14 protein-coding genes and 1 riboswitch are annotated in these 15,196 nt (G+C 69.7%); of the genes, 10 read left to right on the forward strand and 4 right to left on the reverse strand.

All coding sequences use genetic code 11. The features are described 5' to 3' along the window. Positions 1–118: 118 nt before the first annotated feature. Positions 119–1,528 (reverse strand): cysteine desulfurase/sulfurtransferase TusA family protein, encoded by a 1,410-nt coding sequence (locus ACFV3E_RS01300; RefSeq protein ID WP_500532839.1) that lies wholly within the window; start codon positions 1,526–1,528, stop codon positions 119–121. 268 nt (positions 1,529–1,796) lie between these two features. Here ACFV3E_RS01300 and ctaC point away from each other — a divergent pair, with 268 nt between their 5' ends. The 4 genes from ctaC to ACFV3E_RS01320 all read left to right on the forward strand — a co-directional run bounded on the left by ctaC (position 1,797) and on the right by ACFV3E_RS01320 (position 6,282). After that, a complete protein-coding gene (gene ctaC, locus ACFV3E_RS01305) occupies positions 1,797–2,762 on the forward strand; it encodes a cytochrome c oxidase subunit II (RefSeq protein WP_499511429.1) in 966 nt (321 codons plus the stop codon). Next, complete coding sequence (gene ctaD, locus ACFV3E_RS01310) at positions 2,759–4,501, forward strand: aa3-type cytochrome oxidase subunit I (protein ID WP_500532840.1); 1,743 nt, start codon at positions 2,759–2,761, stop codon at positions 4,499–4,501. Before ctaC ends, ctaD begins: the two co-directional genes overlap by 4 nt. Beyond that, positions 4,498–4,896, forward strand: coding sequence for a cytochrome c oxidase subunit 4 (locus tag ACFV3E_RS01315; RefSeq protein WP_499511427.1), 399 nt, complete (start codon positions 4,498–4,500; stop codon positions 4,894–4,896). The genes ctaD and ACFV3E_RS01315 overlap by 4 nt, the downstream gene beginning before the upstream one ends. 120 nt (positions 4,897–5,016) lie before the next feature. After that, positions 5,017–6,282 (forward strand): L,D-transpeptidase, encoded by a 1,266-nt coding sequence (locus ACFV3E_RS01320; protein WP_500532841.1) that lies wholly within the window; start codon positions 5,017–5,019, stop codon positions 6,280–6,282. Between the two features lie 2 nt (positions 6,283–6,284). Here ACFV3E_RS01320 and ACFV3E_RS01325 read toward each other — a convergent pair whose 3' ends face one another. Then, complete coding sequence (locus ACFV3E_RS01325; protein WP_500532842.1) at positions 6,285–6,686, reverse strand: hypothetical protein; 402 nt, start codon at positions 6,684–6,686, stop codon at positions 6,285–6,287. Between the two features lie 169 nt (positions 6,687–6,855). Between ACFV3E_RS01325 and ctaE the strand changes: the two genes are divergently transcribed. The 6 genes from ctaE (at position 6,856) to ACFV3E_RS01355 (ending at position 14,002) form a co-directional block, all read left to right on the forward strand. Further along, on the forward strand, positions 6,856–7,476 hold the full coding sequence (ctaE, locus tag ACFV3E_RS01330) for an aa3-type cytochrome oxidase subunit III (RefSeq protein ID WP_500329923.1): 621 nt from the start codon (positions 6,856–6,858) through the stop codon (positions 7,474–7,476). 81 nt (positions 7,477–7,557) lie between these two features. Beyond that, positions 7,558–8,367: a cytochrome bc1 complex diheme cytochrome c subunit gene (gene qcrC, locus ACFV3E_RS01335; protein WP_500370031.1), complete on the forward strand. Its 810-nt coding sequence runs from the start codon at positions 7,558–7,560 to the stop codon at positions 8,365–8,367. Between the two features lie 8 nt (positions 8,368–8,375). Beyond that, the gene (gene qcrA, locus ACFV3E_RS01340) at positions 8,376–9,416 is read left to right on the forward strand and encodes a cytochrome bc1 complex Rieske iron-sulfur subunit (RefSeq protein ID WP_500329920.1); all 1,041 of its coding nucleotides are present in this window, start codon (positions 8,376–8,378) and stop codon (positions 9,414–9,416) included. Then, on the forward strand, positions 9,413–11,050 hold the full coding sequence (qcrB, locus tag ACFV3E_RS01345; RefSeq protein WP_500532843.1) for a cytochrome bc1 complex cytochrome b subunit: 1,638 nt from the start codon (positions 9,413–9,415) through the stop codon (positions 11,048–11,050). The genes qcrA and qcrB overlap by 4 nt, the downstream gene beginning before the upstream one ends. 128 nt (positions 11,051–11,178) lie before the next feature. Next, positions 11,179–12,243, forward strand: a complete 1,065-nt coding sequence (gene trpD / locus ACFV3E_RS01350; RefSeq protein ID WP_500370034.1) for an anthranilate phosphoribosyltransferase — start codon at positions 11,179–11,181, stop codon at positions 12,241–12,243. Between the two features lie 127 nt (positions 12,244–12,370). Then, positions 12,371–12,487: riboswitch (SAM riboswitch) on the forward strand. A 150-nt stretch (positions 12,488–12,637) separates the two neighbouring features. Then, a complete protein-coding gene (locus ACFV3E_RS01355) occupies positions 12,638–14,002 on the forward strand; it encodes an aminotransferase class V-fold PLP-dependent enzyme (RefSeq protein ID WP_500532844.1) in 1,365 nt (454 codons plus the stop codon). Between the two features lie 32 nt (positions 14,003–14,034). Here ACFV3E_RS01355 and ACFV3E_RS01360 read toward each other — a convergent pair whose 3' ends face one another. Together ACFV3E_RS01360 and ACFV3E_RS01365 are read right to left on the reverse strand one after the other, a co-directional pair. Further along, positions 14,035–14,316: an Lrp/AsnC family transcriptional regulator gene (locus ACFV3E_RS01360; RefSeq protein ID WP_018557042.1), complete on the reverse strand. Its 282-nt coding sequence runs from the start codon at positions 14,314–14,316 to the stop codon at positions 14,035–14,037. Beyond that, a complete protein-coding gene (locus tag ACFV3E_RS01365; RefSeq protein WP_500532845.1) occupies positions 14,313–15,092 on the reverse strand; it encodes a rhomboid family intramembrane serine protease in 780 nt (259 codons plus the stop codon). The genes ACFV3E_RS01360 and ACFV3E_RS01365 overlap by 4 nt, the downstream gene beginning before the upstream one ends. Between the last annotated feature and the right edge of the window lie 104 nt (positions 15,093–15,196).

Below are 15,196 nucleotides of genomic sequence, written 5' to 3' on the forward strand. Positions count from 1 at the left end.
TTTTTTTGTCCCTTAAACCTCTGGCCCGGGGGCGCGGGGGCGGGGGGGGGCCCCCGCCCCCTCTCCTTGGCCCCCCGGGGGGGGGTGGGGGGCCCCCCCCCCCCAACCCCCGGGCCCGTCAGGAGACGCGACGCACCCAGTACGCGACCCCGCGGGGCGCGGCGTGCGCGCCGAGGTACTCCTGCTCGCGCATGTCGCACCACGCGGGGATGTCGAGCCGGGCGGCCTCGTCGTCGGAGAGCACCGACACGACGCCGCCCACCGGCACGTCCCCGATGACCTTCGCCAGTTCGATGACCGGGATCGGGCACCGCTTGCCGAGGGAGTCCACGATGAGGTCGGGCTCGTCCTCCTCCGCCGCCCCCGCTCCCCCCGCCGTCCGCACCGCCCGCACCGCGGGCCCGGACGCCGGCGCCGGAGCGCCGAGCCGCTCCCGTACCGTCCGCACCACGCCCGGCAGCACCTCGAGGAAGCGGTCCACGTCGCCCGGCTCGGTACCCGCCGGCAGCGAGACCCGGACGTTCCCCTCGGACAGCACGCCCATCGCCTCCAGCACGTGGCTGGGCGTCAGCGTGCTGGAGGTGCACGACGACCCGGAGGAGACGGAGAAGCCCTCCCGGTCCAGTTCGTGCAGCAGCGCCTCGCCGTCCACGTAGAGGCAGGAGAAGGTCACGACGTTCGGCAGCCGCACCTCGGGGTGACCCACCACCTCGACGTCCGGGAGGAGTTCGGGCACCGCGGTGCGGATGCGGTCGACCAGGGCGGACAGCCGTGCCGCCTCCGCGTCCGCCGCGGCGCGCACCGCCCGCAGGGAGGCCGCCGCGGCGACGATCGCGGGAAGGTTCTCGAAGCCGGGCGCGCGCCCCGACTCCCGTTCGTCCGCGGGGTGCTGGGCGGCGAAGCGGGTGCCCTTGCGGACCGCCAGCAGGCCGACGCCGGACGGTCCGCCCCACTTGTGGGCGCTCGCGGTCAGCAGCGACCAGCCACCCGCCACCGCGCCCCAGCCCAGTGACTGGGCGGCGTCCACGAGCAGCGGCACCCCCGCCGCCCGGCACAGCTCGGCTACCCGGTCGACCGGCTGCACCGTGCCGACCTCGTGGTTGGCGGACTGCAGGCAGGCCAGCGCGGTGTCCTCGCGCAGCGCGGCGCCGAAGGCGCCGGCGTCGACCAGACCCGTGCGGTCCGTACCCACCTCCGTGACGTCGGCGTCCTCCACCGCGTGCAGTACGGAGGAGTGCTCGACGGCCGAGACGACCACGTGCCGGCCGACCCGGCGTCGTCCGGCGAGCGCCCCGGCCACCCCCGCGTGCACCGCACCAGTACCCGAAGGAGTGAAAACGAGTTCGTCCGGACGGCACCCGACGGCGTCGGAGGCGGCCTCGCGGGCGGCGTCGAGGAGCAGCCGCGCGCGGCGCCCCTCGCGGTAGAGCCGGGAGGGATCGGCCCACCCCTCGTCGAGCGCGGCGAGGAGTGCCTGCCGGGCGACGGGATGCAGTGGTGCGGCGGACGCGGCGTCGAAGTAGGGCACGTCCTGCACGCTACGCCCCGGTGTCCCACGGAGCGTCTGGGGACCAGTCAAAAGCCCCCGAAACGGGGCCCTCCGCAGGTGCGCGGCGGTGCCCGACACCCCTTCGGGGGCCGCCCCGGCGCGTTGGCACCCCTCCCCGCGCGCCCCAAAATCGAGTCCAGTAGGGTTTGGTCCGCATAAACATCCACACCACTGCCCGCGCCAGGGCGACCGACCAGCACAGGCCGGGCATCCGGACGCGTGGGCGAGACTCTCGGGAAGGCGCTACGTGAGTCCCTACGGCTCCGACCGCTCGTCGCGGCGCCCGATGCGGCGGATTCTGCCGCAGGCGCTGGCCGCGGGCCTGGTCCTTGCGACCGCCACCGGTTGCACATACGAGGACTTCCCCCGCCTCGGCATGCCCAGCCCCGTCACGGAGCAGGCACCGCGGATCCTGTCGCTCTGGCAGGGTTCCTGGGCCGCCGCGCTGGCGGTCGGCGTGCTCGTATGGGGCTTGATCCTCTGGAGCATCATCTTCCACCGGCGCAGCCGCACCAAGGTGGAGATCCCGCCCCAGATCCGCTACAACATGCCGATCGAGGCGCTCTTCACCACCGTCCCGCTGGTCATCATCTCGGTGCTCTTCTACTTCACCGCCCGGGACGAGTCCAAGCTCCTGGAGACCTCCGCGCGGCCCGACCACGTCGTCAACGTGGTCGGTTTCCAGTGGAGCTGGGCCTTCAACTACGTCGAGGACGTGGACGGCAACCCGTCGACCCCGGCGGCCGGCACGGTGCCCGCGGAGCTCTCCACGATCTCGGCGAAGAAGCTGGACGCGCCGGCGGGTGCCGACGGCGTCTACGACTTCGGCACGCCCGCCTCCAAGGACCAGGACACCGGCAACCCGGGCCCGACCCTGTGGCTCCCCAAGGGCGAGTCGGTCCGGTTCGTCCTCACCTCGCGTGACGTCATCCACTCCTTCTGGGTGGTTCCCTTCCTGATGAAGATGGACGTCATCCCCGGACACACCAACGTCTTCCAGGTGACCCCCAACAAGGAGGGCACCTTCGTGGGCAAGTGCGCCGAACTGTGCGGTGTGGACCACTCCCGGATGCTCTTCAACGTCAAGGTCGTCTCCCCGGAGGCCTACAAGCAGCACCTCCAGGACCTGGCGAAGAAGGGCCAGACCGGTTACGTCCCGGCAGGCATTGCCACCACCGGCAACGCCAAGAACGCGGAGACCAAGACCCAGTGAGCATTCTCAACGAACCCCACGGTGCGGCCGCCGCGCACGACGACGCGTACGCGGACGAGACGCCGGTCCGCACGAAGCAGCCGGGCAACGTCATCGTCAAGTGGCTGACCACCACCGACCACAAGACGATCGGCACGCTCTACCTGGCGACGTCGTTCTTCTTCTTCCTCATCGGTGGCGTGATGGCGCTCGTCATGCGCGCCGAACTCGCCCGCCCGGGCACCCAGGTGGTGTCCAACGAGCAGTTCAACCAGCTCTTCACGATGCACGGCACCGTGATGCTGCTGATGTTCGCGACCCCGCTGTTCGCCGGCTTCGCGAACTGGATCATGCCGCTGCAGATCGGCGCCCCCGACGTCGCGTTCCCGCGGCTGAACATGTTCGCCTACTGGCTCTACCTGTTCGGCTCGCTGATCGCGGTCGCCGGCTTCCTCACCCCGAACGGCGCCGCCGACTTCGGCTGGTTCGCCTACTCGCCGCTGACCGACGCGGTCCGCTCGCCGGGCATCGGCAGCGACCTGTGGATCATGGGTCTGGCGTTCTCCGGCTTCGGTACGATCCTCGGCTCGGTCAACTTCATCACCACGATCATCTGCATGCGCGCCCCCGGCATGACGATGTTCCGGATGCCGATCTTCGTGTGGAACGTGCTGCTCACCGGTGTGCTGGTGCTCTTCGCCTTCCCGGTGCTGGCCGCCGCGCTGCTGGCCCTGGAGGCCGACCGGAAGTTCGGTGCGCACGTGTTCGACGCCGCCAACGGCGGCGCCTTGCTGTGGCAACACCTCTTCTGGTTCTTCGGGCACCCAGAGGTGTACATCATCGCGCTGCCGTTCTTCGGCATCATCAGTGAGGTCATCCCGGTCTTCTCCCGGAAGCCGATGTTCGGCTACGTCAGCCTCATCGCGGCGACGATCTCCATCGCCGGCCTCTCGGCGACGGTGTGGGCCCACCACATGTACGTCACCGGTGGTGTGCTGCTGCCGTTCTTCTCCTTCATGACCTTCCTGATCGCGGTACCGACCGGTGTGAAGTTCTTCAACTGGATCGGCACCATGTGGAAGGGCTCACTGAGCTTCGAGACACCCATGCTCTGGGCCATCGGCTTCCTGATCACCTTCACCTTCGGTGGTCTGACCGGTGTCATCCTGGCCTCGCCGCCACTGGACTTCCACGTCTCCGACTCGTACTTCGTGGTGGCGCACTTCCACTACGTGGTCTTCGGCACGGTCGTCTTCGCGATGTTCTCCGGCTTCCACTTCTGGTGGCCGAAGTTCACCGGCAAGATGCTCGACGAGCGCCTGGGCAAGATCACCTTCTGGACGCTGTTCATCGGCTTCCACGGCACCTTCCTCGTCCAGCACTGGCTGGGTGCCGAGGGCATGCCCCGCCGCTACGCGGACTACCTGGCCGCCGACGGCTTCACCACGCTGAACACCATCTCGACGATCAGCTCCTTCCTGCTGGGCCTGTCGGTCCTGCCGTTCGTCTACAACGTGTGGAAGACGGCGAAGTACGGCAAGCCGGTCGAGGTGGACGACCCGTGGGGCTACGGCCGCTCGCTGGAGTGGGCGACCTCCTGCCCGCCGCCGCGGCACAACTTCCTCACGCTGCCCCGCATCCGGTCCGAATCCCCGGCCTTCGACCTCCACCACCCGGAGATGGCCGCTCTGGACCAGCTGGAGAACGTCGGCGCGGCCCCGGCCGTCTCCGGCGGCGATGAGAAGGAGAGCGGCAAGTGAAGTTCCAGGGCAAGCTGTTCCTGTGGCTGTCCGTCTTCTTCCTGGGCATGGCCGTCGTCTACGGCCTGTGGTCCAAGGAGCCGGTCGGCACCACGGCGCTCTTCCTCTCCTTCGGCCTCGCCGTGATGGTCGGTTTCTACCTGGCCTTCACCGCCCGGCGCGCCGACACCGGCGCGCAGGACCGTGAGGACGCGGACGTCGCGGACGACTCCGGCGAACTGGGCTTCTTCAGCCCGCACAGCTGGCAGCCGCTGCTGCTGGCCTTCGGTGGAGCCACCGCCTTCCTGGGCATCATCTTCGGCTGGTGGCTGATCTACTTCGGCGCGCCCTTCATCCTCGTCGGCCTGTGGGGCTGGGTCTTCGAGTACTACCGGGGTGAGAACCGCACCCAGTGAGCGCCCGGCGCCCACGCACAGCACGGCGATGGCCCGGACCCCGAACGGGGGGTCCGGGCCATCGCCCGTTCGTACGCGCTCGGCGGGCGCCGGAGATCATCTCTGCTTAGCGTGGTGACCATGGGTCACTTTTCTCCGCGCCGCATGGCGACCGCGATCGCTGCAGTGACACTCTCCGCGCCGCTGGCCTCCTGTTCGGGCGGCGGCGATCCCCTCGCCACCGCCCCCTACGACGCCGCCGGCCAGGTCGTGTGGACCGGGGGAATCACCGGGTCGAAGAAGGCCGACCCCAAGAAGCCGCTGGAAATCACCGTCAAGGGTGAAGGCAACCGCATCACCGACGTGACGGCCACCGATGGTTCGGGACGCTACGTGAGCGGCCGCCTGTCCGCGGACGGCAAGCGCTGGCGCAGCACGTCGAAGCTCTCCTCCGCGGCGCACTACGTCGTCCAGGTGACCACCGAGGACGCGAAGGGCCACCAGGGACGCAAGACGCTCGCCGTGGACACCACGGGCACCAAGCGCCATCTGAAGGTCACCTTCGGCCCGGAGAGCGGCACCTACGGCGTCGGGCAGCCCATCACCGCCGAGCTCAGCGCGGCCGTGAAGGACACCCTCGGCCGGAGCGTCGTCGAGCGCAACCTGCACGTCAACGCCTCCCCGGCGGCCGACGAGGGCGCCTGGTACTGGGTCGACGACAAGACCCTGCACTACCGCCCCCGTACCTACTGGCCCGCGCACGCCCGCATCGACGTGCGCAGCACCCTGGACAACGTGCACATCAAGGGCTCGCTCTACGGGGGCGACGTCAAGCCGCTGACGCTGCGCACCGGCGACCGCATCGAGGCCGTCACCGACGCCGCGACGCACTCCATGACCTTCAAGCGCAACGGCAAGCTCGTCCGCACCATCCCGGTGACCACCGGCAAGCCGGGGTTCTCCACCCGCAACGGCATCAAGGTGGTGCTGGGTCAGGAGGCCAACGTACGGATGCGCAGCGAGACCGTGGGGATCGCCTCGGGCAGTTCCGACTCCTACGACCTGCCCGTCCAGTGGGCCACCCGAGTGACCTGGAGCGGTGAGTACGTGCACGCGGCGCCCTGGTCGGTGGGCTCGCAGGGGATCGCCAACGTCAGCCACGGCTGCGTCGGCATGAGCACCGAGAACGCCCACTGGTTCTTCGACAACGTGCGGCGCGGCGACCTCGTCTCGGTCGTCCACAGCCTGGGTGAGGACATGCCCGCCTTCAGCAACGGCTTCGGCGACTGGAACCTGTCCTGGAGCGAGTGGCGCAAGGGCAGCGCGACGGGAACGCGCAAGGGCGCCGACCCGGCCGTCGCCGACCGTACCGACGCCCCTGAGGCCCGTCTTCAGCCCGAGATGTGACGCTACGCGTCGACGGCCAGCCGCTGCCTCAGCAGCCCCGCCAGGGCCTCGTTCAGCGCGACCGGGTCGACCGGGTGGCTCACCGCCGCGTCGGCCCGGCTCCAGCTGGCCAGCCAGGCGTCCTGGGGGCGCCCGATGAGCACCAGCACCGGCGGGCAGCGGAAGATCTCGTCCTTCACCTGGCGGCACACTCCCATGCCACCGGCCGGGACGGCCTCGCCGTCGAACACGCACGCGTCGATGCCGCCGTTCTCCAGCGCGCTGAGGACCGCCGGGAGGGTCGCGCACTCCATGTACTCCACCGGCGGCAGGTCGCTCGCAGGGCGGCGGCCGACGGCCAGACGGACCTGTTCCCGGGTGTTCCTGTCGTCGCTGTAGACCAGCACCGTCGCGGTCGTCTGCATCCGTGCCTCCTCGCCCTCGTGGAGTCGCCTGCCTGTGGCCGAACCTTACTCCCGGGCAGGCTGCTTCGAGGAGGGTTAGCTCCTTCGGGCGACGCCTTTCCCTACCTCAAGGGCCTTGACACACCGAATGGCACCCCCCGGAGTGAGCGCGAGATAAGCGACCGACATAATGTCGGTCGTGGCGACAGCAACAGCAGTAGAAACCGGGCACGCGCACCCGTCGGTCAACCGGCCGAACCTCACCAGCGTCGGAACCATCATCTGGCTGAGTTCCGAGCTGATGTTCTTCGCGGCCCTCTTCGCGATGTACTTCACCCTTCGCTCGGTGACGGGTGCCGAGTACTGGAAGGCGCACGCCGACGTCCTGGACATCCCGTTCTCGGCGACGAACACCACGATCCTCGTGCTCTCCTCCTTCACCTGCCAGATGGGTGTCTTCGCCGCCGAGCGCGGCGATGTGAAGAAGCTGCGCGCGTGGTTCATCGTGACGTTCATCATGGGCGCGATCTTCGTCGGCGGTCAGATCTTCGAGTACACCAACCTGGTCAAGGAGGACGGCCTCTCGCTCTCCTCCGACCCGTACGGTTCGGTGTTCTACCTGACCACCGGATTCCACGGTCTGCACGTGACGGGTGGTCTCATCGCCTTCCTGCTGGTCCTCGGACGGACCTACGCGGCACGGCGGTTCACCCACGAGCAGGCCACCGCGGCCATCGTCGTGTCCTACTACTGGCACTTCGTCGATGTCGTCTGGATCGGCCTCTTCGCCACGATCTACCTGATCAAGTAGTCGGGCCCCCGCGCGAGTTGCGCACACGGTCAACGACATCCAGAACCATCGACGCAAGAGATCCTGACACCGGGGTAATCCGTGAAAAAGCTCTCCGCACGACGGCGCCACCCGCTGGCGGCGCTCGTCGTCCTACTTGTCGCGCTCACGGCCATCGGGGGGCTGTACGCCGCGCTCGCGCCGGCGCCCAAGGCGCAGGCCGACGACAGCTCTCAGTCCCTCGCCATCGAAGAGGGCAAGAAGCTGTTCGCCGTCGGCTGCTCCAGCTGCCACGGTACGTCGGGGCAGGGCGGCAGTGACGGCCCCAGCCTCGTCGGCGTCGGCTCCGCGGCCGTGGACTTCCAGGTCGGCACCGGTCGCATGCCGGCCCAGCAGCCCGGCGCCCAGGTGCCGCGCAAGAAGGTCATCTACGACCAGAAGCAGATCGACCAGCTCGCGGCGTACATCGCCTCGCTGGGCCCCGGCCCGGTCACGCCCACCGAGGAGCAGTACGACCCGGCCGGCGCCGACGCCGCGCGCGGCGGGGAGCTCTTCCGCACCAACTGCGCCCAGTGCCACAACTACCAGGGCAAGGGCGGAGCGCTGACGCACGGCAAGTACGCGCCCACGCTGGAAGGCGTGAGCGACAAGCACCTGTACGAGGCCATGCTGACCGGCCCGCAGAACATGCCGTCCTTCCCCGACACGACGATGCCGGAGGAGAACAAGCGGGAGATCATCGCTTACCTCGACGCCGTCAACGGCGAGGGCGCGCCGAGCCCCGGCGGCATGTCGCTGGGCAGCCTCGGCCCGGTCACCGAGGGTCTCTTCGGCTGGATCTTCGGCCTCGGGGCCCTGATCGCCTGCGCCATTTGGCTCGCGGCCCACACCACCAAGGCGAAGAAGTCATGAGTCAGGACATGTCACAAGAGAACCTGCCGGACAGGCCGGCACACCAGGGCGGCGGCCAGCTCGCGACCGCGGAGAACCCGTTCGCGGACCCGGGCTTCCCGGCCCACCTGCCGCGCCGCCAGGACATCGACGAGAAGGCCGCGAGGTCCTCCGAGCGCACGGTGGCCTTCCTGTTCACCGTGTCGATGCTCGCCACGCTGGCCTTCATCGCCAGCTTCGTGGTCATCCCGATCGACAAGATCGTCTACATCTGGCCGCTGGGTCACATCAGCGCGCTGAACTTCGCGCTGGGCATGACCCTCGGCGTCTCGCTCTTCGCCATCGGCGCCGGCGCGGTCCACTGGGCCCGCACGCTGATGTCGGACGTCGAGGTCGCCGACGACCGCCACCCGATCGAGGCGAGCCCCGAGGTCAGCGCCAAGGTCAAGGCCGACTTCGCCACCGGGGCCGGGGAGAGCCAGATCGGCCGTCGCAAGCTGATCCGCAACACCATGCTCGGCGCGCTGACCCTGGTGCCGCTCTCCGGCGTGTTCCTGCTGCGCGACCTCGGCCCGCTGCCGGAGGACAAGCTCCGCCACACGCTGTGGTCCAAGGGCAGGCTGCTGATCAACCAGAACACCAACAAGCCGCTGCGTCCCGAGGACGTCGCCGTCGGCTCGCTCACCTTCGCCGTGCCCGAGGGCCTGGAGGAGGAGCAGCACGACTACCAGGAGCAGCTCGCCAAGGCGGCCCTGATGATCGTCCGCATCCAGCCGGACGACATCAAGGACAAGAAGTCCCGCGAGTGGGCGCACCAGGGCATCCTGGCGTTCTCCAAGATCTGCACCCACGTCGGCTGCCCGATCAGCCTCTACGAGCAGCAGACGCACCACGTGCTCTGCCCCTGCCACCAGTCGACGTTCGACCTGTCCGACGGTGCCCGGGTGATCTTCGGTCCCGCCGGTCACGCCCTGCCGCAGCTGCACATCAGCGTGAACGGTGAGGGTTACCTCGAGGCACTGGGCGACTTCGAAGAGCCCGTGGGCCCTGCGTTTTGGGAGCGTGGATGAGCACCAACACGAGCGCGAGCGCGAAGCAGCGCGGAAAGGCGCCCGCCGGCGAACGCGTCGCCGACTGGGCCGACGGCCGGCTGGGCATCTACAGCCTGGGCAAGGCCAACCTGCGGAAGATCTTCCCGGACCACTGGTCCTTCATGCTGGGCGAGATCGCCCTCTACAGCTTCATCATCATCATCCTGACCGGTGTCTACCTGACGCTGTTCTTCCACCCGGCGATGAACGAGGTCGTCTACGACGGCTCCTACGCGCCGCTGCAGGGCATCACGATGTCCGAGGCGTACGCGTCGACCCTGCACATCAGCTTCGACGTGCGCGGCGGTCTGCTCGTCCGGCAGATCCACCACTGGGCGGCCATCGTCTTCGTGGCCGCGATGCTCGTGCACATGATGCGCATCTTCTTCACCGGTGCGTTCCGCAAGCCGCGCGAGGTCAACTGGGTCTTCGGCTTCCTGCTGCTGTTCCTCGGCATGTTCGACGGCTTCATGGGCTACTCGCTGCCGGACGACCTGCTGTCGGGCACCGGTATCCGCTTCATGGAAGGCGCCGTGCTGTCCGTGCCGATCGTCGGCACGTACCTCTCGTTCTTCCTCTTCGGCGGCGAGTTCCCCGGCACCGACATCGTGCCGCGGTTCTACACGATCCACGTGCTGCTGATCCCCGGCATCATGGCGGGCCTGCTGGTGGCCCACCTGATCCTGATCGTCTACCACAAGCACACGCAGTTCCCCGGCCCCGGCAAGTCGGAGAAGAACGTCGTGGGCATGCCGTTCTTCCCGGTCTACACGGCCAAGGCGGGCGGCTTCTTCTTCATCGTCTTCGGTGTCATCGCGGCCATGTCCGCGCTGGTCTCCGTGAACCCGGTGTGGGCGTACGGCCCCTACCGTCCGGACCAGGTGTCTACCGACGCCCAGCCCGACTGGTACATGGGCTTCTCCGAGGGCCTGATCCGCATCATGCCGGGCTGGGAGATCAACTTCGCGGGCCACACGCTCGTCCTGGGCGTGTTCATCCCGCTGGTGATCTTCCCGCTGGTCCTGGGCTTCATGGGCGTCTACCCGTTCCTGGAATCCTGGCTCACCGGTGACAAGCGCGAGCACCACCTGCTCGACCGGCCGCGCAACCGGCCCGTCCGCACGGGCATCGGCGCCGCCTGGATCAGCCTCTACCTGATCCTGCTCGTCGGCGGCGGCAACGACCTCTTCGCCACCCGCTTCCATCTGTCGATCAACGCGATCACCTGGGTGGTCCGGATCTCGTTCTTCGTGCTGCCGGTGCTGGTCTTCGTCGTCACCAAGCGGATCTGCCTGGGTCTGCAGCGACGCGACCGCGACAAGGTGCTGCACGGTCGCGAGACCGGCATCATCAAGCGGCTCCCGCACGGTGAGTTCATCGAGATCCACGAGCCGCTCGAGCAGGGCTCGCTGTTCAAGCTCACCCAGCACGAGCAGCCCAAGCCGCTCGAGGTCGGCCCCGAGGTCGACGAGAACGGCGTGGAGAAGAAGGTCGGCCCCACGGCGAAGCTGCGCGCGAAGCTGTCCCGCGGCTACTACGGCGAGGGGACGCAGATCGACAAGCCCACGGTCGAGGAGTACGAGGAGATCACGAGCGGCCACGGTCACCACTGATCACCGAAGCTGTGCCACCGGGCAGGGTCCCGTCCATCCGATGGACGGGGCCCTTTCCCGTTCCCCGGCGCCGATAGGCTGGAGCCGAAGGATTCCCGTCGCACGTCAGACCCCATGGAGTGTGGACCATGAGCGTTGTGAACCCCGCCGGAGGCGCATCAATGGCGGGCGGCTCCTGGCCCGACGTCCTGGGCGCGCTGCTGAACGGCAAGGACCTGACCGCCGCGGAGGCGGCGTGGGCGATGGACCGGATCATGAGCGGTGAGGCCTCGGACGCCCAGGTCGCCGGCTTCATGGTGGCGCTTCGGGCCAAGGGGGAGACCGTCGAGGAGGTCACCGGCCTCGTCGAGTCGATGTACGCGCACGCGGAGCCGCTGCACATCCCCGGCCCCGCCGTGGACATCGTGGGCACCGGCGGGGACCGGGCCAAGACGGTGAACATCTCGACGATGTCCGCCATCGTCATCGCCGGCACGGGGGCCAAGGTCGTCAAGCACGGCAACCGCGCCGCCAGCAGCGCCAGCGGCGCCTCCGACGTCCTGGAGAAGCTCGGCATCAACCTCGACCTGCCCGCCGACCGGGTGGCGAAGGTCGCCGAGGACACCGGGATCACCTTCTGCTTCGCGGCGAAGTTCCACCCCGCGATGCGGTTCGCCGCCCCGGCCCGCCGCGACCTGGGCATCCCCACCTCGTTCAACATCCTCGGCCCGCTGACCAACCCGGCACGCGTGGGCGCCTCCGCCGTGGGGTGCTTCGACACCCGGATGGCCGGGCTGATCGCCGGCGTGCTGGCCCGCCGCGGCTCCTCCGCGCTGGTGTTCCGGGGCGACGACGGGCTGGACGAGCTCACCGTCACGTCCACCTCCCAGGTGTGGGTGGTGCGGGACGGGAAGGTCGAGCAGGAGTCCTTCGACCCGCGCGACGTCGGCATCGAACTGGTGCCGATCGAGGCGCTGCGGGGCGCGGACGCGGCGTACAACGCCGACGTCGCCCGGCGGCTGCTGGCCGGCGAGACGGGCCCGGTCCGTGACGCGGTGCTGCTCAACTCGGCGGCCGCGCTGGTGGCGCTGGAGGGCGCGGGCGGCTCGCTGACCGACCGGATCGCGGCCGGGATCGCCCGGGCGGCCGAGTCGGTCGACTCGGGTGCGGCCGCGCGGACGCTGGAGCGGTGGGCCGCGGCCACGCAGGCGTAGTCGAGGGAACGACCGTGGAGGGCCGGGGCCGTTGCCCCGGCCCTCCGTGCCGTCCGCCCGTGGGCGGACCGTCCGGGATGCGGACCGCGGCTTGCGGCGCCCCGCGCGTGTGGCATGATGCTGCGCAGGTCACGAGTGACAGCGACACGGCCCCGGCCCGCTGTCCGGCAACCCTCCTTCCGTGGCGGGGTGCCCCGGGTGATGACCAGGCCGCAGGCAGCGAGGTCTGCGGCAAGCGCGGTCAGAGGAGTTCCTCCATGAGCAAGCGAATGCGCTAGGGCCTTTCGGGCCCTCAGCCGTCCTACCCCTCCCCGGGCCTTCGCCCGTCGTGCCGAGGGCTGTTCCGTCATCACTGACGTCCCGTCACTCCCGCATGCTCCCAGGAGAGTTCGCCATGTCGCTGGGCCCTGCCCTGCCCTCGCCCGTCCACACCGCGCTGCCCGTGCTCGGGCGCGACGTCCTCGTGCCGCTCGTGACCGGGGGCGAGGTCGGCTACGCCGCCCTCGACTACGCGGCCAGCGCGCCCGCCCTGCAGCGGGTCTGGGACGACGTGGCGGCCTACGCGCCGTACTACGGCAGCGTCCACCGGGGGGCCGGCTACCTCTCGCAGCTGTCGACGGACCTGTTCGAGCAGAGCCGGGCCACGGTCGCGGAGTTCCTCGGCTGCCGCCCCGACGACCAGGTGGTCTTCACCCGTTCGACCACCGACTCGCTGAACCTGCTGGCCGCCGCCGTACCGGCCGGAACGAGCGTCTTCGTCTTCGAGACCGAGCACCACGCGTCCCTGCTGCCGTGGCGGAACGCCGACGTGACCTACCTGGGCGCCCCCCGCACCCCGGGGGAGGCCGTGGCGACACTGGGGCGGGCACTGACCGCCCGGGAGTCGTACGGACCGGCGCTGGTCTGCGTGACCGGGGCGTCCAACGTGACCGGCGAGCTGTGGCCGGTGCGGGAGCTGGCCGCGGCGGCCCACGCGCACGGTGCCCGGATCGTGCTGGACGCGGCGCAGCTGGCCCCGCACCACCCGGTGGACATCGCCGAACTCGACGTGGACTGGGTGGCCTTCTCCGGGCACAAGCTGTACGCGCCGTTCGGCTCCGGTGTGCTCGCCGGCCGCGCCGACTGGCTGTGTGCGGCCGAGCCCTACCTGGCCGGGGGCGGCGCCTCGCGGCGGGTGGCCCGGCGCGCGGACGGCGGCGTGGACGTCGACTGGCACACCACGGCCGCCCGGCACGAGGCCGGCTCGCCCAACGTCATCGGCGCCTACGCGATCGCCTCGGCCTGCCGCGTGCTGACGGAGGCCGGGTTCGACCGGCTGGTCGAGCGCGAGCAGGCGCTGGTGGCACGGGTGCGGGCCGGACTGGCCGAGGTGCCCGAGGTGAAGGTGCTGTCGCTGTTCGGCGACGACGCCCCCCGGGTCGGCGTCATCTCCTTCGTCGTCGAGGGCTGGAACAGCTCCCACTTCGCGGCGGCGCTCTCCGCCGAGTACGGGATCGGCGTCCGCGACGGCCTCTTCTGCGCGCACCCCCTGGTGCGCACCCTGCTCGGCGGCGCCGACCACGAGCCGGGTGAGTGCGGTGCCCCCGACGCCGGGGGTGCCCCCACGCTCAACGCCATCCGCGTCTCGTTCGGCGCGGGTACCCCGGACGAGCACGTGGAGCGCTTCGTCGCCGCGGTGCGGGAGCTCGTGGCGGACGGTGCCAAGTGGCGCTACCGCACCGAGGACGGCCGCTGCGTCCCGGACCGGGACCAGGCCTGAGCGGCCCGGCCCCGCAGCGCCGGGCGGACGGGCTACGCGTCCAGGCCGATGGCGAAGGCCGTCTCCAGGTCGTGCTGGGAGTAGGTGCGGAAGGCCACGTGCGTGTCCGTGGCCTCGACACCGGGGATCTTGCTGATCCGGCCGGGGATGACGTCCGCGAGCTCGTCGTGCCGGGCCACCCGCACCATGGCGACCAGGTCGTACGTCCCCGTGACGGAGTAGACCTCGCTGACGCTGTCGAGCGCGGCGATGGACTCCGCGATCTCGGGGATACGGTCGACGCTGGTCTTGATGAGCACGATCGCGGTGATCACGGCTGTAGGTCTCCTTGGGTCGCCCTGGCTGCGGGCTCAAGCTTAGGCGTTGCGCGATAGCACACCCACGCGCACAGGAAGCCGAAGACGAAGCCGGTGATGTGGGCGAGGTAGGCCACCCCGGGACCGGTCTGCTGGATCTCGCCGGCGAGCCACTGCAGGACGAACCAGAAGATCAGCACCATCCAGGCCGGGAAGCGCAGCGGCAGGAAGAAGAGGAAGGGGAAGACACTGGTGACCCGGGCCTTGGGGTAGAGGTAGAGGTACGCTCCGAGCACCCCGGAGATCGCGCCGGACGCGCCGACCAGGGTCTGGGTGGAGGAGGCGTGCCCCAGCGCGTAGCCGTACGTCGCCAGGTAGCCCGAGACGACGTAGAAGAGCAGGAACCGGAAGCGGCCCATGCGGTTCTCGACGTTGTCGCCGAAGACCCAGAGGAAGAGCATGTTGCCGAGCAGGTGGACCCAACTGCCGTGGACGAACAGTGCGGTGAGCACCGACACGAACGGCGAGGTGGCGAAGGACCCCAGCGGCGGGCAGTCCGCCGGCATCGGCACCTGCGCCAGGGGGATCCGGCCGTGCCAGAGCTCGGCGGGGATGACACCCCAGCGGGCGAAGTACGTCGCCTGGGCGCACACCTGATCGTGGCCCATGCCGTACATGTAGTTGAGCCCGGAGGACGGGCTGATGAAGAAGAGCAACGCGCACAGCCCGATCAGGGCGTACGTGACCACGGGTGTGCGGTGGACGGGGTTCTTGTCGTACACCGGGATGACCATGGACCGATCATGACGGAACGGGCGTAACGGTCGTGGGGCGCCTCGCCGCAGCGCGGGGGACCACCGAGGCCGTAGGGTGACCGGAACGCATCCGCGCGACCGAG

Source organism: Streptomyces sp. NPDC059718 (assembly GCF_042733315.1).
Lineage (GTDB): Bacteria > Actinomycetota > Actinomycetes > Streptomycetales > Streptomycetaceae > Actinacidiphila.